Source organism: Burkholderia sp. PU8-34 (assembly GCF_053427725.1).
The window spans coordinates 91,541-110,923 of record NZ_JBSAXC010000009.1; the positions used below are offsets into that span (position 1 = coordinate 91,541).

Genomic DNA, 19,383 nt, shown 5'->3' on the forward strand with positions numbered 1-19,383 from the left:
GGCGCGGGGCCGGACGCGCGACCGGGCGTTCAGTGCGGCGCGCCGTGCGCCCCGTTTGCACGAAATGCGCGCCAGCCGCCGTATCGGGTGATGTCTTCGGCGCCGTTGAGCGCCGCGCTTTCGCACAGGAAGCCTTGCACCTGCGAACCGTCCGCGAGCGCCAGCGTGCCGATGCCGAGCGGCGCGGCGATGCCCGCGACAAAGCTGCCGTATGCGGCGATCGGCATCTCCCATACCTCGACCGCGATCGCCGCGCCGCCTTCCTGCACGCGCACGAGGCCCGGCTTCGCGATGCCGCCGGACGCCGCCGCGCCTAGCGCGTAGAGGCGATAGGCCGGCGCCGTCGTCGTCGCGGCGACGCAGCGCGCGCCGCGCTGCGTGAGCTGCCAGTTCAGCGGCTCGCCACGCAGATGCGCACCGACGACAGCCACGCGCACGACGCCGGTTGGCGCGGCGAGCGGCGGCGTGATCGCACCGGGGCCTTTATTGCGCCCGGTGACGGGGCCATTGTCACGCCCGGAGGCGGGGCGATCGTTCGAGTTCACGTTCGCGTGTGCATGTGCGTTCGCATTTGCACGTGCGCCGGCGCCTGCGTTGCCGGCGCTCGCTTGCAGCGCGTCGCCTTCGCCTGCTGCGTCGTCTCCGGCCAGCGCATCGCCCCACGCTTCGGCGAGGTCGAGCAGCAGCGCGTCGTCGTGCGCGCGGCCGACGAACGTGATGCCGAATGGCAGGCCCGCGTGACGCCCGGATTCGCAGATGCCCGCAGGCACCGCAATCGCCGACAGGTCGAGCAGGTTGACGAAGTTCGTGTAGTAGCCGAAGCGTGCATTGACACGGATCGGATCGGCTTCCAGTTCGTCGACAGTCGCGGTCGTGGCGGATGTCGGCATCACGATCGCGTCGAGGCCGTCCCACGCGCGAGCGGCCTCCACGCGCAGCGCGGCCAGCCGGTCGAACGCCGCGAATGCGTCGGCGGCGCTGAAGCGCGCTGCGCCGCCGACGATCTCGCGGATCACCGGATGCAGCGCGTCGGGCTGCTGCGTGAGGAACGCGCCGATCGCGGCGAGCCGCTCGGCGACCCACGGCCCTTCGTACAGCAGCCGCGCGGTCGCCAGGAACGCGCCGAAGTCGATCTCGACGACCTGCGCGCGGGCCGCGCGCAGGCATTCGACGGCCGCCTGCCACGCGGCCCGGTACGATTCGTCACCGAAAAATTCGAGCTGATCGGCGCGCGGCACGCCGAAACGCATGCGGCTGAGCGGCTTCGCGTGCTGCGCATGGCTGCCGTCCGTGCCGAGCAGCGGCTGCCACGCACGTCCGTACGGATCGCCGTCCGTCACGCCATGCGCAACGGCGAACACCGCGCGCGCGTCTTCCGGCGAATGCGCGAATACCGACACGCAATCGAGCGATCGGCAAGCCGGCACGACGCCGAGCGTGCTCAGCACGCCCTTGGTCGGCTTGAGCCCGACGAGCCCGTGGAACGCGGCCGGCACGCGGCCCGACCCGGCCGTGTCGGTGCCGAGCGAGAACGCGGCGACGCCGAGCGCGACGACCACCGCGGACCCGGAACTCGAACCGCCGGATGCGTAACGCGGATCATGCGCATTACGGCATGCGCCGTGTGGCGAGCGCTGCCCGGACAGCCCCGTCGCGAACTGGTCGAGATTGGTCTTGCCAACCGGAATCGCGCCGGCCGCGATCAGCCGCTCGACGACGGGCGCGCTGCGCTCGGGCGTATACGCGTAGGCGGGACAGGCCGCAGTCGTCGGAATGCCGGCCAGATCGATATTGTCCTTGATCGCGAACGGCACGCCATACAGCGGCAGCGTGGCGATGTCGCGCCCGGCCAATGCATCCGCGTAGCGCATCATCTCGTCGCGCGTCAGCGGCCGGATCCACGCACGATGCGGATCGCCCGCGTCGACGTGCGCGGCGATCGCATCGACGAGCGCGTGCGGCGTCAGGCTGCCCGCTTCGTAACGCGCGCGGAGCGCGGCGAACGAGCGCACGTCGGGCATCGCATGACGATTGAAGTTGTTCATGCGACCTCCTCGGCGGCGCCCGCCTTCATCACCATCAGCCGCTGCCCGGCGACGACCGCCGCGCCCGGCGCGCAATCGACCGTCTCGATCACGCCGTCTTCCATCGCCACCACGGACACCTCCATCTTCATCGACTCGAGAATCGCGACGACCTGCCCTTCGGTCACGCGCCCGCCTGCTTCGACCAGCACCTTCCACACGCTGCCCGACACGTCGGCGGTGATGCCGCGCTGCGCATCGGTGAGCGCGCCGTTGGCCGGCGCCGCATCGGTATCGCCCTGCCCGGCTTCTCCGACGTATTCGGCGTGTCCGGCCGCCCGCCAGCGATCGCGTTCGGCATCGAACGCGGCCTGCTGCGATGCCTTGAACGCGGCGATCGACGCGGCTTCGTCGCGCAGGAAACGGTTGTATGCGCCGAGATCGAACACGGACTCCTCGATCCGCAGTTGCGCGCGGCCCGCGATGAAATCCGCGCGCAGCGCCGTCAGTTCGGCCTCGCTGACCTCGTAGAAGCGGATCTCGTCGAAGAACCGCAGCAGCCACGGCTTGCCGGCCTCGAACTCGCGCGTCGTCCGATGACGATTCCACATCTGCACCGTGCGGCCGACGAACTGGTAGCCACCGGGCCCTTCCATGCCGTACACGCACAGATACGCGCCGCCGATGCCGACCGCGTTCTCCGGCGTCCAGGTGCGCGCCGGGTTGTACTTGGTCGTCACAAGCCGGTGCCGCGGATCGATCGGCGTCGCGACAGGCGCGCCGAGATAGACGTCGCCGAGCCCCATCACCAGATAACGCGCGTCGAACACGATGCGCTTCACGTCGTCGATGCTGTCCAGGCCGTTGATCCGGCGGATGAACTCGATATTGCTCGGGCACCATGGCGCGTCGGGCCGCACCGACTGCATGTAGCGCTCGATCGCGACGCGCGTCGACGGGTCGTCCCACGACAGCGGCAGATGCACGACGCGGTTCGGCACGCGCATGTCGGCCACGTCCGGCAGTTCGCGCTCGGCCGCCTGAAAATGCGCGAGCAGCGTATCGAGCGGCAGCGTGTGCGCATCGAAATGCACCTGCAGCGAACGAATGCCCGGCGTGAGGTCGAGCATGCCGGGCAGCCGGTGCGCGTCGAGCCAGCACATCAGTGCGTGCACGCGAAAGCGCAGGTTCAGGTCGAGCACGAGCGGACCGTATTCGATCAGCACGTTGCGGTCGCCCGAGCGCCGGTAGACGACGCCGATGCCGTTGCCGGCCGACGGATCGCGGTACAGCACGCAGGCGTTCGCGCGGTTGGCCGAATCGGCGGAAGCCGACAGCGGCGCGGGTGCCGCAAACGCCTGCGCGTGCGCAGGCGCGGTCGTGGCCGCGACGCGCGCGAACTGCACGGTATCGCCCGGCCGCAACTGCCCGAGCTTCCACAGCTCGTCGCGCACGACCGTCACCGGGCACACGAAGCCGCCGAGGCTCGGTCCGTCTGGCCCGAGAATCACCGGCATGTCGCCGGTGAAATCGACCGCGCCGATCGCGTACGCGTTGTCGTGGATGTTCGACGGATGCAGCCCCGCTTCGCCGCCGTCCGCGCGCGCCCATTGCGGCTTCGGGCCGATCAGCCGCACGCCCGTGCGGCTTGAGTTGTAATGGACCGTCCAGCGCGTGTCGTACAGCATCGCAATGTCGTCCGCCGTGAAGAAATCCGGCGCACCGTGCGGACCGTCGAGCACGCCGAGGGTCCATGCATGCGTCAGCGCCGGCCGGTCGGCCTCGGCGAGCGTCGCGCCCGCGTCGCCGTGCCCCGCGTCCGCATGCAGATGCAGCACGTCGCCCTTGCGCAGCGCGCGGCCCGCGTGGCCGCCGAACTGGCCGAGAGTGAAGGTCGCCTTGCTGCCCAGATAGTCCGGCACCTGCAGCCCGCCCTCCACCGCGAGACACGCGCGCACTCCGGCGCCCGTCACGCCGCCCAGCTTCAGCACCGCGCCGGGCACCGCGCGCAGCACTTGCCAGAACGGCGCGGGCGCGCCGTCGAGCGTCGCCGCGAGCGGCGCGCCGCCGAGCACGAACAGCGTGTCGGTGTTGAAGCGCAGCGTCGCGCCGACCATCGTGAACTCGAGGCCGGCCGCGTCACGCGGATTGCCGAGCAGCGCATTCGCGAGATCGAACGCGCGGTCGTCCATCGGCCCGGACGGCGGCACGCCGACGGCCCAGTAGCCGATGCGGCCCGGCGTTTGCTGCACGGTCGTCTGCACGCCGCCGTCGAGCACGTCGATCGTGTGCGGTGCGAACGCGAAACGCGACAGGAACGCAGTGGTCTGCGCGCCGCGCGCAAACGTATCGGAGCCCGCAATCGCACGCAGGTAGTCCAGATTGGTCTCGATCCCATACAGTTCCGTGGCGGCCAGCGCGTCGCGCAATGCCGCGAGCGCGTCGCCGCGCGTGTCGCCGCGCACGATCAGCTTCGCGAGCAACGGATCGTAGTACGCGCTGACCTCGGTGCCTGCGTCGATCCACGTATCGACGCGCGCCGCGTCCGGAAACGCGACGTGCGTGAGCACGCCCGCGCTCGGCTGGAACTGCTTGTGCGGGTCTTCCGCGTAGAGCCGCACCTGGATGCTTGCGCCACGCGGCGCGACCACGAGCGTATCGAGCGGCGGCAGGTCGCCTTCGGCCTGCAGGATCATCCATTCGACGAGATCGATGCCCGTCACCGCCTCCGTCACGCAATGCTCGACCTGCAGCCGCGTATTGACTTCGAGGAAGTAGAAGCGGCGCTCGCTCGCGTCGAACACGAACTCAACGGTGCCGGCCGACGCGTAAGCGGCCGCGCGAGCGAGCCGCACCGCGCTCGTGTGCAGCGCGTCGCGCTCGGCGCCGGTCAGCCCCGGCGCGGGCGTTTCCTCGATCACCTTCTGGTTGCGCCGCTGCACCGAGCAGTCACGTTCGCCGAGCGCGATCACGCCGCCGCGCCCGTCGCCGAATACCTGCACCTCGATATGCCGCGCGTGCTCGACGAACTTCTCCAGATAGACGCCCGCGTGCGCGAAGTTCGCGCTGCCGAGCCGCACGACGGACTCGAAGGCCGCTGCGAGCTGCGCGGCGTCGCGGCACAGCGACATGCCGATTCCGCCACCGCCCGCCGTGCTCTTCAGCATCACCGGATAGCCGATCGTGTCCGCTTCCGCGAGTGCCGTCGCGACGTCGGCCAGCAGCCCGGTGCCGGGCAGCAGCGCCACGCCGTGCACGCGCGCAAGTTCGCGCGCGGTGTGCTTGAGGCCGAACGCGCGCATCTGGTCGCCGCGCGGCCCGATGAAACGCAGGCCGGCCGCTTCGCACGCATCGGCGAAATCGGCGTTTTCCGAAAGAAAGCCGTAGCCGGGATGCACGGCCTGTGCACCCGTATCGCGTGCGGCCGCGAGAATCGCCGCGACGTTCAGGTAGCTGTCGGCCGCCGGCGCGGGGCCGACGCATACTGCTTCATCGGCGAGCGTCACGTGGCGCGCGTCGCGGTCGGCCTCCGAGTAGATCGCAACCGATGCGATGCCGAGCCGTTTCAGCGTGCGGATCACGCGGCACGCGATCTCGCCGCGGTTCGCGACGAGGACTTTTGTGAATCTCATGTTGCCTCCCGCTGGGCCGATCCGAGGAAGGCAAACGCCCCCTCGCGCCCCGAAGGAAGCTTCTTTGGGGGAAGAGGCAGTGAACGTGTCGATCCGGAGTAGTCCTTCAGCGCATACTCCGGTGCCGTGCAAAGCAAGTGAGCGTGGCGGTCGTTCATTGCCCCTCCCAGATCGTGAGCCGCACGGGCGTCGGGTTGTAGCCGTTGCACGGGTTGTTGAGCTGCGGGCAATTCGAGATCAGCACCGTGACGTCCATCTCCGCGCGCATCTCGACATATTTGCCGGGCGCGGAAATGCCGTCCTCGAACGTGAGCCGGCCGAGCGGCGTGACCGGCACATTCATGAAGAAATTGACGTTGCTGACGATGTCTCGCTTGGTCAGCCGCGCGCCCGTGCCGCACGTGCAGTGCGCGATCGCATTGAGGAAGCTGTCGCGGCAGTTGTGCATGTGGCGCTTGTCCAGCGCGTAGCGCACTGTGTTGCTCTCGGCCGCGCATGCACCGCCGAGCGTGTCGTGGCGGCCGCAGGTATCGGCAACGATCGTCATCATCGGATTGCCGAGATTGGACAGCAGCACGCTGCCCGCGCTCAGGTACAGGTTGCGCTGCTCGCGGATCGTGTCCTGCGCGCTGTAGCGCTCGTCGGGCTCGTCGGTGCGATAGAACAGCGTATCGACGGCCTGGTTGCCTTCGAGATCGAGGATGCGGAAGACCTGTCCGCGCTTCACGTCGTGCAGCCACGGTTCGCCGGCGTTCAGCGTGGTGTCGTAGATCGCGTGCTGCGTGTCGAGACGGCTTTCGATGATCGGCATGTCAGGTGCCCTCACGCAAACAGTCGGTCGGTGTTGATGAAGCCACGCGTGTTCTCCGCGCACGCGGTGCGGCACGGGTCGTCATCGGGCGCGGCGCCGTCGGCGGGATAAGCGCGATAGGCGATCAGCTTCACGGGCTTCGGCGCATAGGCGGAATGAGGATCGAGCGGATGCGGCGCGGTCGAGAACGCGGCGAGCGTATTCATCTCGAAGCGCAGGTCGAACGCGCTGCGGGCCGGCGAATGGCCGGAGACGAACTCGAACGAACCGTCGTCGCGCGGCGCGAGCTTGCTGAAGAAATTGACGTTCGCGACGAGGTCGCGCGCGGACAGTCCGTATTTCGCGAGTTCGAGCACGAGGCTGTCGCGGCCGTTGCGGATCATCGCGTTGCGCTCGGCCTGATACGACGAGGCGCCGTACTTGCGCGCGAACAGCCGCGCGTCGCCGACGCCGCCGAGCGGGTCGTGCCAGCCGAGCGTGTCGGCCGTGATCGACGCGATCACGCGGCCCATGTCCGTATACAGCGCGTGGCCGCGCGTCAAGTGCGCGGTGTACTGCGCCTTCAGCGTATCGGCCATGTTGTAGCGTTCGAGCGGATCTTCGTGGCGATGGAAAACGGCGGACAGGTTCGCGCCGCCGTCGACGTCGACGACGCGCAGCGCGAGACCGCGGCGCAGGATGCCGGACCAGTGGGTTCCGGCGCGAATGGTCGCCTCCCACACGACGTGTGGCGGCGGGGCAAGGACGGCTTGGGGGCTCGGCGACATGGCGGCTCCTCGGATCGGTTGGGGAAAAAAGCGTGAGAGGGCGACCGAACGACATCGCGACCTCCCGGGCTTTTATCCCTCCGTGGAGCCTCGCCGGTTCCTCGATGCGAGGAAAGCAGCAAGACCGGATTGCTCTCGGACCAGCCATCGCGCGGTGTGCAATGCCGCGCGACCGGAACCCTAGCGATCCTGAAGATGATGCAAATTGCTTCGCACCTCTCGGGCAGTGAATAAGCGAGTTGCGTGCCAGCGCGTGCTGCAACTGCGCTCGGCCCCATACCGCGGTGCGTCTGCGGCCAAACCGGGCGTGATGCGCGCTCGCCGGCCTGCCCTCGCATCGGGCAGCCGACGCACCAGGCGAGCGCGATTCGCACCAGTGCGGGGCGGAAATTTGCACGCGCGCCGCACTCGGTGGCAATGGCATGGGCATTGCTGATTACGCATATCGTCACTTCCTGACCGACCGCTGATGAAAACACTCAACCTGTTTCGGCGTGCGCTGGCTGCGCTCTTCTCCGCCCGCTTCATCGATCTGCAGCGGCCTGCGCGCCGCCGCTGACCGACAAGTCTCCGACGCGCGGTAGCCATCGCACGATGCCGCTGGCATGCTTCTCGCTCAATCCGACACCGAGAGGTGCGGCGGAGTCGCATCTTAGGGGTGCTAGGGTTCCGGTTCTTTGAACGTCTGGTCCGAGAGCAGCCCGGCGCATATTGGTCCGCTGATTCGACCGGACCAATATGGCGCTACACGGCGGGACAAAAGCCCGGGAGATTGGCGATGGCGATGGCCGTCGCGCCTCTCCGTGGCCGGTCGTTCGTCCCGCATCCGCAGGAGCCGGCCACGCGGCCGGGCCGCGCACACGCGCAGCCTGTGCCGACGATCCCGATCCCGGTCTCCTGGAGAAAACGATGACCCGCCACGCCTCGCCGTTCCACCGCCTGCTGTCCTCCCGTTTCATCCGCCATGTCCTAGGCTCCTCCGCCGTCGCGGCTTCGCTGCTGGTGGCTCCCGCCGCGCACGCGGCCACACCGCTGAAAATCGGCTACAGCGACTGGCCCGGCTGGGTCGCGTTCCAGGTCGCGCTCGACAAGGGCTGGTTCAAGGAAGCCGGCGTCGACGTCGACTTCGAATGGTTCGATTACTCGGCGTCGCTCGATGCGTTTTCCGCCAGCAAGCTCGACGCGGTCGCGGCGACGAACGGCGATGCACTCGTGACGGGCGCGGCAGGCGCGAAGAACGTGATGATCCTGCTCACGGACTATTCGGCCGGCAACGACATGATCATCGCGAAGCCCCCGCTGCGGACCATCGAAGGCCTGAAGGGCAAGAAGGTGGGCGTCGAGCTCGGTCTCGTCGATCATCTGCTGCTCGAAACCGCATTGCAGAAGCACGGCCTCAAGGACGGCGACGTGACGCTCGTCAACGCGAAGACCAACGAGCTGCCGCAGGTTCTCGGTGCATCGGCAGACATTGCGGCGATCGCCGCGTGGCAGCCGAATGCCGGCGAGGCGCTGAAACGCGCACCCGGCGCGCGGGCGATCTTCACGTCGGCGGACGCGCCGGGGCTGATCTACGACGCGATCACGGTCACGCCGACGAGCCTCGCCGCGCGCAAGGCCGATTGGGCGAAGGTGGTCAAGGTCTGGTATCGCTGTGTTGCATACATCAACGATCCGAAGACGCAGGCCGATGCGGTGAAGATCATGTCCGCGCGCGTGGGCCTCACGCCTGCGCAATACCTGCCGCTGCTGAAGGGCACGCATCTGCTCGATGCCGCAGCCGCAAAGCAGGCGTTCCGCAAGGGCGACGGGCTCGATTCGATTTACGGGTCGACCCGCAACGCGAATTCGTTCAACGTACGCAACGCGGTGTACAAGCAGTCGCAGGATGTCGACGCGTATATCGATCCGCGTCTGGTCGAATCGCACTGACGAAGGCTGCGGGCCGCGGCCCGTTGCCTGGCTGCCGGTTGTGCCGATATGTGCCGCCGATGTCGCTTCCTGTCACGGCGTGGCGGCATATCGCGCCTCGCCACGAGAACCGCTTCACGGGAGCGGTTCGCGTGGCGAGGCGCGTGTCATATCGGAACCGGCATCAGCACTTTTACCAAATTGCCGAAATCCGATAGCGCATCGAGATTTGGCTTCATACGGTGCATCCATCGGACTGGAGGCGATAACCGTCTAGCGACGCTCGCACTCTGGCCGACGAGACCCGGGAGCTGGTCGCGTGACTCGGCTCCAGGCGGCGATCATGGTCCTGCCAGGCAGGATACTCGTGACGGAGTGCATATGGATGCGAAATACCAGCCGGACGCAGGCGGCGATAGTGACGTAAGCCTGCTGCACAAGATGGGCTATGCCCAAGAGTTGTCGCGGCGCATGAGCGGCTTCTCGAATTTCGCTGTCTCGTTTTCAGTCATCTGCATTCTCTCAGGCGGAATTACCGCATTCCAGCTTGCATTCTCCGCTGCAGGGGGGGCATCGATAGGCTTGGGATGGCCCCTCGGGTCGCTCTTCGCGCTCATCGTAGCCGTCTCCATGTCGCAAATCGCCTCAGCGTTCCCGACGGCAGGCGGGTTGTACCACTGGGGGGCAATCCTTGGAGGGAAAAAATGGGGGTGGATGACTGCGTGGCTCAACCTGATTGGCCTCATCTTCGTCATCGCTGCCATCAATTTCGGCACTTACGACCCCTTCTTCAAAACCCTGATTGCGCCGATGTTCGGGGTCAACCCGGACAGTCTTACGTGGTGGCATCAGACCGCGTTCATTACGTTCATTACCGTCTCGCAAGCGATCCTGAATGCGCGCGGCATCAAAATCGCGAGCAAGATCACCGACCTGTCCGGCTACCTTATCTTCGTCGTGACGATTGCTCTGGTCGGTGCTCTGCTGTACTACTCGCCAGTTGCGTTTGACGTTCACCGACTCGTGACCTTCACCAATTTCACGGGCGTCGACGGTAGCGCCTGGCCGAAACAGGCAACGCCTCTCGCGTTCCTCTCCGGCCTGCTTCTGGTGACCTACACCATCACCGGGTTCGATGCGTCGGCACACACTTCGGAAGAGACGCACGACGCGGCCAGGAATGTGCCCCGAGGCATCATAGGGTCGGTCTTCTGGTCCGCGGTTTTTGGCTACGTGATGGTATGTGCGTTCGTACTGGTGATGCCAGACCTGACCGCCAGCATGAAACAGGGCACCGGGTTCTTCGAAGCCATCCTTGCGCCGATTCCCAAGACCTTGCGCATCTGCCTCGAATTGGCGATGTTCTTCATCAACTATGTCTGCGGACTCGCGGCAATCATGTCGACATCGCGAATGGTGTATGCATTTGCGCGCGACGGTGGCCTTCCCGGGTCGAAACTCCTGCGCAGCGTGAGCCATAACCATCGCACCCCTGGACCTGCAATCTGGACCTGCGCGTTGCTGGCCATCGTGGTCACGCTGTACGGCGACGCATTCTCGGTTCTGAGCGCCGGCAGCGCCGTGTTCCTGTTCATCTCTTACGCGATGCCGATCGGGTCGGGGATGCTCGCAGAAGGGCGTACCTGGACCGAGAAAGGCCCGTTTCAGCTCGGCATCTGGTCGAAACCGTGTGCGCTGCTTGCATTGATCGGGGCTTGCGTCCTGGCGTATGTCGGTATCCAGCCACCAAACGAGAAAGTTCTCTACGTTCTAGTCGGCTTTGTGGCGGTTCTCATGGTCATCTGGTACGGTTTCGGCGTTCGCAAGTCATTCGCCGGGCCGCCCATTCTGGCCGACGAGCAGAACATGGAACATATCCGCGAAATCGAAGCAAACGTCGACCCGACCGTCTGACCTTCTGGACGTGCCGTGCAACCGCTGAAGCAGGCAGAAGCCTGCTTTGGCGCCCATGCATGGCAGTTTCTGCACATGTCAGTGCCGCCGCGTCACGATAAGAGCGTGCGGCCTGGCCAATCGGCTCAAACATGGTTTTCATTGGCTCGCAGAGTCTCTTCTGCAAGCCGGTTTTTTTGTCGCTCCTTTTCTCCCCTTCCGTCAAAGGCGAACTTTTTCAGCTGAAAGGGTTGCGACACAGAACCAGGATGCGCGGCGTGATGAGGAGGCAAAAAAAAAGTCGAAGGCTCGCGTCTCTGCGAATCCTTCGACAAAGCTCGCTGACCTTGGAAACGATACGACCAAGGCTCAGCTTCTCGCGGATTTCACGACCTAGACGGCAGAGAAACAGTTGTCGACGAACAGATGCGTCCCGTTAACAAAACTCGACTCGTCGGATGCAAGGAAAAGCGCCGCAGAGGCCACTTCAGAAGGCTCGCACAGTCGCCCCTGCTGAATCGCAATTGCCTCTTCTGTCGCATCAACCCCCATTGCCTGCAGGTCCTTGAGTTCACGCATCCCGTGCGGCGTTCGGATAAAGCCGGGCGCCAACGCGTTGCAACGGATTCCCCTGTCACGGTATTCGACTGCGATGGCCCGTGCGAACATATGGCAGGCGCCCTTGGTAGCGTCATACAGAACCTCGCCTGGCGTTGCACAGACCGCCGAAATCGACGATGTACAGATGATGCTTCCGCGTCCCTTTTCCAACATTTGCGGCAGCACTGCTTTCGTCATCAGGAACATGCTCTTGACGTTCACACCCATGAGCCAGTCCCATTCCGACTCTTCAATTTCGAGGAACGGTTTGACAATCAACGTACCGGCATGATTGAAAAGGATGTCAGCGTTTCCGAATTCCTTCTGTGCCGCATCCACTGCATTCTGGACCTCGGCATGGCTGGACACATCGGCACCGAGGCCGATAGCCTGCAAGCCGGACCCGCGTAGGCTGGACGCAAGCGTTTCGGCGGCGTCGCCGTTCCGGTCGATGATTGCAACCTTGGCGCCTTGTGCGGCGAACAGTTCCGAGGCTGCAGCGCCGCACCCACCCGCTCCGCCACTCACGATGGCGACCTTGCCTGCAAGGCGGCCGTCAATCTTCGCATTCATTCATCGTTCTCCAGGTTGTTCCGTCCGGGCCTGTTCAGCTGAACAGCGTCCGCAGATGGTCGTTGAGGAAGAAGCCTTCGGGGTCTACGCTTCGGCGCAGTTCACGGAACGCTTGCGCCTTCGGGAACCAGCGGTCGACGTCTTCGCGATTCGTGAAGTGGAGCTTGCCCCAGTGCGGACGCGAGTCGTACTCGCGAAGAATGTCGTCCACGTCCTTCAGGAACGGCCAGTAATCGACGCCGTTCGGGCCGCCCGAGCACGAGATAGTGACGCTATCCTGGTTGTTGAATGGGCTGATCCAGGCCGGGTCCCCCTTCGTGAAGCGATACTCGACCGGGTAAATGCAGTCCGTGTGCTTCGTGAGAATCAGTTCACGGATTCGACGAAGCGCCTCTTTGCCATGCTCAACAGGCAGGGCGTACTCGAGTTCGTGGAAGTTCGGCACGTAATGAATCGCGTATACCTCGGAGCTGTATGCAATCTTTTCGTGCTCGCCTTCGTAGAAGGTCCTCTGGTCGGTGAGGTCCATGACCTTGATTTCGCAGACGTCATGGTCTTTCTTCGAGTTTGAGACTTTCGTGGTGTCGGGCAAACAATACAGGTCCCGACTTTCGGAGGTCGGACACCAGAAGAAGCCGAAGTGGCGATGCTTCGCTGCGAGTTCGTCATACTTCTCCATGAGCGCCTCGAAGTCTTCACGCCACACGCGGTCGTGCAACCAAAAAGCATCGGTCACCTGCAGCGTCATCTCGGAGATGACGCCGAACATCCCGATGTTGACCTGCGTCGCGTGCAGCAGGTGGATGTCCCTTTTGTCGCTCACTTCCATGACGGTTCCGTCCGGCCGGACGATGCGCATGGCAACCACCTGCGAAGAAAGATTGCTCAGCGTCGTGCCCGTACCATGAGTACCGGTCGCGAGCGCACCGGCAATGGCTTGCGAATCGATGTCACCCTGGTTGACAAGCGAGAAGCCGATTTCCTTCAGACGGCGCGTCAGCGTGTTGAGCTTCGTTCCGGCTTTCACCGTGACACGCTTCTGCTGTTCATCGACATTGACGATGCCTTGGTAGTCCTCCAGCGAGAGGAGCAAGCCACTCGTCGCCACCACCGGCGTGAACGAATGTCCTGAGCCGGCGCATCGGACGTTCTTGCCCTGGATCGTCGCGGCACGTACAAGTTCCGAAATCTCTGCCTCGCTGGTCGGAGATGCCATGTGTGCAGCAACGCACGACTGATTTCCGACCCAGTTTCTCCAAAAGCCGCCGCGTGGAAGTTCCATCATCGTCCCTCCAGATATGCACCGAGGTGCTTCATTGGAATGGTTATCTGGCCCGACCGCCCGTTGAGCCGGCAGGCGCGTCGACCATCAACCGTTTGCGGGGCCCCACACCAGAGCCCGTCTCTCGATGGCCACGCGGCTCAATGAAACGCGGGGCGCGCGGGGCAGACGTCTTTCATGTCTGCACAGTCAGCCGATGCAGCATGTCCGAGCCAAAGGTATTGCGCTGAAATGCTTTCCACTATCGGATTTCGGCAAGCAAGGGTTTCCACGAACAGGGCGGCCGGGGCCTTTTTGACCGTTTCGCGGTCCCGGCTACAATGAATTCATCTCGCCAGCTTCCTATCGACCTCGATGACGCCGTCTAACCACCTGAGCACTGTGTCGGGCGCCCCGTTGTTTGCGCGAAAGGTAGCGTTCTGCGCGTTCACCGACGTGGAGGAGCAGGCACGGGTGTTCGATGGCTGGAGCCTGAACTACACGCAAATCTCGGGCGGCCTGTTTCATGGCTCGTCCTCCATCGTTTCTCTTGGGGGTGTGCGCCTGCTCGTCGAAGACCTGGACAAGGTCATCCTGCAACAGGGAGCCGTGCCATCGGACCGCATAGCGGTGGCCGTGCCTCTGGAACTCGAGGGACATGCGCGGATGTGCGGCGAGAAGAGCGGGCGCGATAGCCTTCACGTCTTTTCAAGCCTTCCGGCGTTCGAGTTCTACTCGCCAGCCCGACACGTGCTGATGAACATCGAAATCGAGCCCGACAAGCTTTCGTCGGAATCCATGCGGACGGTAGCGGCCTCGCTCCGGGCGAGGACGCTTGCACCGCTTATCCCAATGGCCGCTGATGTCGCGGACAACCTTCGTGACCTGCTGCGTCAAACGCTTGCTGTGGTGGCGAAGAGTTCACCCGTTGAGGCCGTGACGTCGCCGGACAGGATTGAACTGCTGGCGAGGACAGTGCTGTATGCGATCTCCGAGGTGATTGCAGTTGCCCCTGTGGATGCCGGCTCGAACGTCGCGCGCCCCACAAAGCACTGGTCGCTGGTCAATGCCGTACAGGAAAGGCTTCAAGACGCTTCCACATGTCCGCTCTCCATTGCTGAACTTTGCGTGCAGCTCGGTATCAGCAGACGCACGGTTCAATATGCGTTCCACGAGGCACTTGACCTGAACCCCATTGCGTATCTGCGCGCCGTTCGACTGAACCATGTGCGTAGGGAGTTCCGGCTTGGAGAGTCCGTAACTTCCGCCGCTACGAAGTGGGGTTTCTGGCATCTGGGCAGTTTCGCTCAGGACTACCGCAGCATGTTCGGAGAACTGCCTTCTGTCACGGCAAAGCGATACGCTCGCAAATACGGGTAATCCATCTTGCCACCATTCAGTACCACAAGGCCGCCGGTTCCGCAGAAGCAGTCTGCAACAAGTTTTGACGGGCAGCGTTTTCAATTCATGAACCGTCGATCTCAATAGCACCGCGAAAAATACGACAAGCAGCAATACCGACACCATTTGCCAAAACAGCACGGGCTCGCGTCCGAGCAAGGGTGCAGGCCGCAAAGGTTGCGCAGCTGTCGAGTCCGCGGCGAATCGCTCGAGATCGGAGCAGACTTCGAGCACGTCCTGATAACGGCGCGCCGGATCAGGCTGCATGGCTGGGTCAGGTTGGTGGGCAGGCGGCGGTAGAATGAGGCGATGACCAAGACGAAATCGCTTTATCACGGCCACCCTTCCCTGCTGTCGTCATCAGCTGCGCGGTTCGCTGGTATTTCCGGTTCAGCCTGAGCTTGCGCGACATCGAAGAGTTGTTGCTCGAGCGCGGCGTCGTGGTCACGTACGAAACGATCCGTTGCTCGTGTGACAAGTTCGGTGCTGGATTCGCCAACTGCGCCAAGGCGGTGCGGCGCAAGTCGGGCAGCACCTGACACCTTGACGAGATGTTCGTGGCGAGGTCAATGCCGACCGTAGTAACGTTCATGGTGACGCCCTCCTCCGATGAAGGTGGTGATTCGACACACTGACCACTTTGACACGGCGACGCCGTTTCGGACGGGGGCGTCCATTCCATTACCACCCGGCATGCGGGTCCGCACCGGGCGGTTCGAGAAGTTGAGGTTATGTGAGTCGGGGGAAACCAAGGGCGTCAAAGTATTTGACCGTGAGGATTCGGTTCAGTCCAGCCTCGCTGTGTCGCCACCAGTGTCTCGCGCCACCCGCAATGAGAGCGGCCAACTCGTGAGATGCACCAAGGCCTCGAAGACGACTATAGACGGTCGTCGCCGTGCGCCAGTGCTTGAGTTGAATGGCCCGGAGTCGGTGGCGCGTCCATGAATCCAGATTTTTGAAGATCTGCGGAGTTTGCGCCAAACGGAAGTAGGACTTCCAACCGGGCATGTAGTCCCGCAGCTGCTCGGCAATCTGTGCCATGCTTTGGCCACCGACACGTCTAGTGATGACCCGGATACGCTGCTTGAACGTGTCGAGCGCCTTTTGGGCGACGGCAACCTTGACGCTGTTGCGCGCGCATCTGACCTTGCAGGATCGATTGGTGAAGGAACTGCGGCTGCGTGGCATCAGCACGGTGGCCGGCGCCAATGCGTATGCGCCCTCCTTCATGGCGGCCTATAACGCGCGCTTCGCGAAGCCGCCGCGCAGCGACTTCAATGCGCACCGGCCGCTGCGGGACGACGAGGATCTCGACACGCTGCTGACCTGGCGCGAGACGCGTCGCGTATCGAAGTCGCTGACGGTGCTGTATGACCGGGTGCTGTACCTGCTGGACGACACGCAGGCCAACCGGAAGCTGATTCATCGTTACATCGACGTGTGGGAGTACCCGGACGGCCGCATCGAGCTCCGGGCCGACGGCGCAGTGCTGTCCTGTCGGCAATACGACAAGCTGGCGGAGGTCGATCAGGGGGCGGTCGTCGAACACAAACGCCTGAGCCATGCGCTGCAAGTGGCTGAAGCGATCCAGGCGCAGCGCGACAACCGACGGATCTCGGGCTCGCCGTCGCGTACCAATCAGGGTGTCGCGGTCCGCAAACCCGAACGCTTGCCCGGCACGAAGAAGCAGCGCGAGTTCACGCAGGCCGATCTCGATGCTGTCATCGTGCAGTTGGCGCATCAGGAGCCTTCAAAGTCCGCTCGGCGGTCTGCCCGGGACATCGCCTGAAGCGTCAGCGCCCTGCCCGTTCAGACGCCTTCCTTCGACACTGCGTAACGATCAAACCAGGGAAAAACAGGCAGCCAAACCAACCCGAAAACCGGACATTTCTAATGAGCCAGACCGCGACATTTGTATTTAGCTGGCGCTGCGACATTTGAATCCGGCTTTGACATTAGGGTGGTCACATCGAAGTTTTTTTGCATGCAATGATTCCGCGCGAATGAAACCGCGCAGTTCTTGCGTTCGTCACCCTGTTCGCCATTGGTGTCGAGCTTTGTGCGTGGCCGGCTAAATGGCGCTGGGTAAACAGGCGCACGAGCTCGTCGCGTAACGACGAGACATCGAGGAGATGCCGAGCGCGCGTCGCCGCCACGTACAGCAATCGCATTTCGTCGTCGTCCATCGTTAGGCGTCCGTCCAGCATCTTGAAGCGGAAGTCGTTCGCGATCTTCACGCGTTTCCACTCGAGCCCTTTCGACCGGTGGACGGTCGAGATCACGTAGTCAGCGTTGGCCTCGGGTGTGACGCGTCGCGCTATCGCGCGCAAATAGCCTGTCCCACACTCATCGACGATCTGGACGATCGGTAGCAGGTCGCTCCCCACGGCGCTGCGCGCGAATGATTGAGCATCCTGCCACGTCTCGAACAGCGAAAATGCGGCGGGGCGAAACGCTCGTCGGCCGGCGAGCAATTGGTCGGCGCCATCTGCGTATGCTTCTATCTCGGCGGGACTCATGCGGATCGCGGGTCGATGACCCGATTCGAGTCCGACGGCCAATTGCCAGATCGCCGTCACATTCTTCCGGCACAAAACCGCATCGACCGGTGGTGAGAGGTTCGGATCCTCGACCAGGATCGAGCCGATGTGGTCCTGCCCACGGATCGGTGTCGTTTCGCCCAGCAAAGCGAGAATGCGACTGGCGAGAACCGCCAACGTCGACCCGAAGCGGAATGATTCAGTGAGCGCGCACTCGGGGGCGGCGATCTGGGCCATCGCGTTGACCGCGCCGCGCCACTCATAGATCTGCTGGTAGGGATCGCCGACGTAGATGATCTGCGCGTGGTGCTGGCGGCCGAGCACCGACAGCATGACACCATCACTATCTTGCGCTTCGTCAAACAGGATGAAGTCCGCATCGATGCGCGGGTCCGCTTGTGCCCAGACTTTCAGCAACACATCTGGCGTAACGGCACTTCGCCCTCGCCGGTCGGTGCTCTCCTCCCACAGACGGACGACATAAGGAAGCAACCATTCGCGCAACGAGGCGGCCGCCTTGTCGTCGATCTTTTCGTCGACAGGAATGTGCGCAGTCTCCGGACACAGCTGTGCCGAGCGACAAAACATGCCGAGACCATCGGCAATCATTTGGCCGATTTCGAATGGCATGACTTCGACGGGCTTGCCGTTGACGTTGGGCACGCGTACGGGGCCAAGCCGATAGCGGATCGCGAGTTCATGTGGCGATTCGAACTGGAGCTTCATCCGGTTGCGCAGTGCCGACGTGACGGATGCGTACGCGTGTGAGTGCATCGTGCGCGATTGGACATTCGGCGGAAATCCTCTGCGCGCATGGTCCGCGATTACCCTGTTAAATGCGAGATAGCTGCCGCGCTTGCCAGCGAGGTGATCCGCAACCAGCCGGAGCGTCGACGTCTTGCCGGCGCCGGCATAGGCCTTGATTTTCAGGTTACCGCCCCGCGCGACCGCATCGACGATCGCGTACTGTTCTGCGGTCGGCTTGAACATACGGGACATGGCGGGTGACGAGGATTGAGAACGGAATGGCCGAATAGTGTATCGCGTCGTCGAACGCGAACCAATCCGGGCACAGGGAAGAACAGTCGAACAATCCACTCGCCAACCGGCAACTCCACTTCCTCGGTCATTTCCCTGCTTTCGTCTACAACAACGACATCTGTCCGCCGATGCTCTCGCGAGTGACGCGGTCGCCTTCCTCTGCAGCACTGCTCGGTCGCCTTGCAGACTTCTTGTTCCGACCTACCCGCAGTCACTTCTCCCCGTCGATACTCGCGGCCCCACTCGGGGCTAAGTACATCGGACGAGAGCAACACGCCCGGCGCAATCTGAACGAGGTGACTCATCGGCGGAATTTCCTATGCGGGTTGAACGTCGAAGTGCGCGGCGGCGTAGTGCGCGTTGCAGTTCCACACCTCGACTCCGTCGCGGGTGAACGTTGCCCACCCGTATTTCACGGTCATCGTTGCTTTGGGAAACACGGCACCGTACCCATTTGCAGTTGCGCCGAGTATGGTGCGCTCCCGGCACGTTGCGATGTACTCACCGTCGACCTACCTTGCTTCGATGATCAATCGCATGGCTTGGCTCCGAGCATTTCGAGACTGATCGGGCTACTCCATAAGAAACCAGCACCGCCACAGGAAGCACACGCGGCCCTTGTTGAGAGCCTCCCCAACTTTTGGGCGCTCTCGTCTACGGATGCCTATCATCGTGTTCCACCGTGATTCCCCGATTGCCCTCACCCACCATGTCCACCATCGATCGCTACGTCGAAGCGACCACGCACGACAACACGCGGCGCAGCTACCAGTCGGCGATCCGGCATTTCGAACGTGAGTCGCGCGGTTTCCTGCCGGCGAGTGCCGATGCGGTCGCGCAATATCTGCGCCGACCATGCCGCGTCGTTGTAGATCAATACGCTGCGCACCCGGCTGGCGGCGCTCGCGCAATGACACCAAACGCAAGGC

Annotated in this window: 11 protein-coding genes, 2 pseudogenes and 2 riboswitches; of the genes and pseudogenes, 5 read left to right on the forward strand and 8 right to left on the reverse strand. The window is 63.8% G+C overall.

The features are described 5' to 3' along the window. Nucleotides 1-29: 29 nt before the first annotated feature. The 4 genes from atzF to ACV22Z_RS21640 all read right to left on the reverse strand — a co-directional run bounded on the left by atzF (nt 30) and on the right by ACV22Z_RS21640 (nt 7,234). Nucleotides 30-2,045, reverse strand: a complete 2,016-nt coding sequence (gene atzF, locus ACV22Z_RS21625) for an allophanate hydrolase (RefSeq protein ID WP_448078322.1) — start codon at nt 2,043-2,045, stop codon at nt 30-32. Then, entirely contained in the window at nt 2,042-5,656 is a 3,615-nt protein-coding gene (gene uca / locus ACV22Z_RS21630; protein WP_448078323.1) for an urea carboxylase, read from the reverse strand. The genes atzF and uca overlap by 4 nt, the downstream gene beginning before the upstream one ends. Before the next feature lie 154 nt (nt 5,657-5,810). After that, nucleotides 5,811-6,467, reverse strand: coding sequence for an urea amidolyase associated protein UAAP2 (locus tag ACV22Z_RS21635; RefSeq protein WP_448078324.1), 657 nt, complete (start codon nt 6,465-6,467; stop codon nt 5,811-5,813). An 11-nt stretch (nt 6,468-6,478) separates the two neighbouring features. Beyond that, a complete protein-coding gene (locus ACV22Z_RS21640; RefSeq protein ID WP_448078325.1) occupies nt 6,479-7,234 on the reverse strand; it encodes an urea amidolyase associated protein UAAP1 in 756 nt (251 codons plus the stop codon). A 59-nt stretch (nt 7,235-7,293) separates the two neighbouring features. Next, nucleotides 7,294-7,429, reverse strand: a riboswitch (guanidine-I (ykkC/yxkD leader). Between the two features lie 455 nt (nt 7,430-7,884). After that, nucleotides 7,885-8,007: riboswitch (guanidine-I (ykkC/yxkD leader) on the forward strand. A gap of 136 nt (nt 8,008-8,143) precedes the next feature. Between ACV22Z_RS21640 and ACV22Z_RS21645 the strand changes: the two genes are divergently transcribed. Continuing rightward, complete coding sequence (locus ACV22Z_RS21645; RefSeq protein WP_448078326.1) at nt 8,144-9,166, forward strand: ABC transporter substrate-binding protein; 1,023 nt, start codon at nt 8,144-8,146, stop codon at nt 9,164-9,166. A gap of 360 nt (nt 9,167-9,526) precedes the next feature. Beyond that, entirely contained in the window at nt 9,527-11,059 is a 1,533-nt protein-coding gene (locus tag ACV22Z_RS21650; protein WP_448078327.1) for an amino acid permease, read from the forward strand. A 372-nt stretch (nt 11,060-11,431) separates the two neighbouring features. Here the strand turns inward: ACV22Z_RS21650 and ACV22Z_RS21655 are convergent, their stop codons facing one another. Beyond that, nucleotides 11,432-12,211 carry an SDR family NAD(P)-dependent oxidoreductase gene (locus ACV22Z_RS21655; protein ID WP_448078328.1) on the reverse strand — a complete coding sequence of 260 codons (780 nt, stop codon included), beginning with the start codon at nt 12,209-12,211 and terminating at the stop codon, nt 11,432-11,434. 34 nt (nt 12,212-12,245) lie between these two features. Next, complete coding sequence (locus tag ACV22Z_RS21660; RefSeq protein ID WP_448078329.1) at nt 12,246-13,496, reverse strand: D-arabinono-1,4-lactone oxidase; 1,251 nt, start codon at nt 13,494-13,496, stop codon at nt 12,246-12,248. 351 nt (nt 13,497-13,847) lie between these two features. Between ACV22Z_RS21660 and ACV22Z_RS21665 the strand changes: the two genes are divergently transcribed. Continuing rightward, nucleotides 13,848-14,852: a helix-turn-helix domain-containing protein gene (locus tag ACV22Z_RS21665; RefSeq protein ID WP_448078330.1), complete on the forward strand. Its 1,005-nt coding sequence runs from the start codon at nt 13,848-13,850 to the stop codon at nt 14,850-14,852. 344 nt (nt 14,853-15,196) lie between these two features. Beyond that, nucleotides 15,197-15,355 (forward strand): annotated as a pseudogene (locus ACV22Z_RS21670) (IS6 family transposase); the annotation flags it as partial. Nucleotides 15,356-15,602: 247 nt separating this feature from the next. Here the strand turns inward: ACV22Z_RS21670 and ACV22Z_RS21675 are convergent. Beyond that, nucleotides 15,603-16,103 carry a group II intron maturase-specific domain-containing protein gene (locus ACV22Z_RS21675; RefSeq protein WP_448078331.1) on the reverse strand — a complete coding sequence of 167 codons (501 nt, stop codon included), beginning with the start codon at nt 16,101-16,103 and terminating at the stop codon, nt 15,603-15,605. Between ACV22Z_RS21675 and ACV22Z_RS21680 the strand changes: the two are divergent. After that, nucleotides 16,006-16,662 (forward strand): annotated as a pseudogene (locus ACV22Z_RS21680) (ISNCY family transposase); the annotation flags it as partial. The gene ACV22Z_RS21675 and the pseudogene ACV22Z_RS21680 overlap by 98 nt on opposite strands. Nucleotides 16,663-16,837: 175 nt before the next feature. Here the strand turns inward: ACV22Z_RS21680 and ACV22Z_RS21685 are convergent. Then, the gene (locus ACV22Z_RS21685) at nt 16,838-18,412 is read right to left on the reverse strand and encodes a UvrD-helicase domain-containing protein (RefSeq protein ID WP_448078332.1); all 1,575 of its coding nucleotides are present in this window, start codon (nt 18,410-18,412) and stop codon (nt 16,838-16,840) included. Between the last annotated feature and the right edge of the window lie 971 nt (nt 18,413-19,383).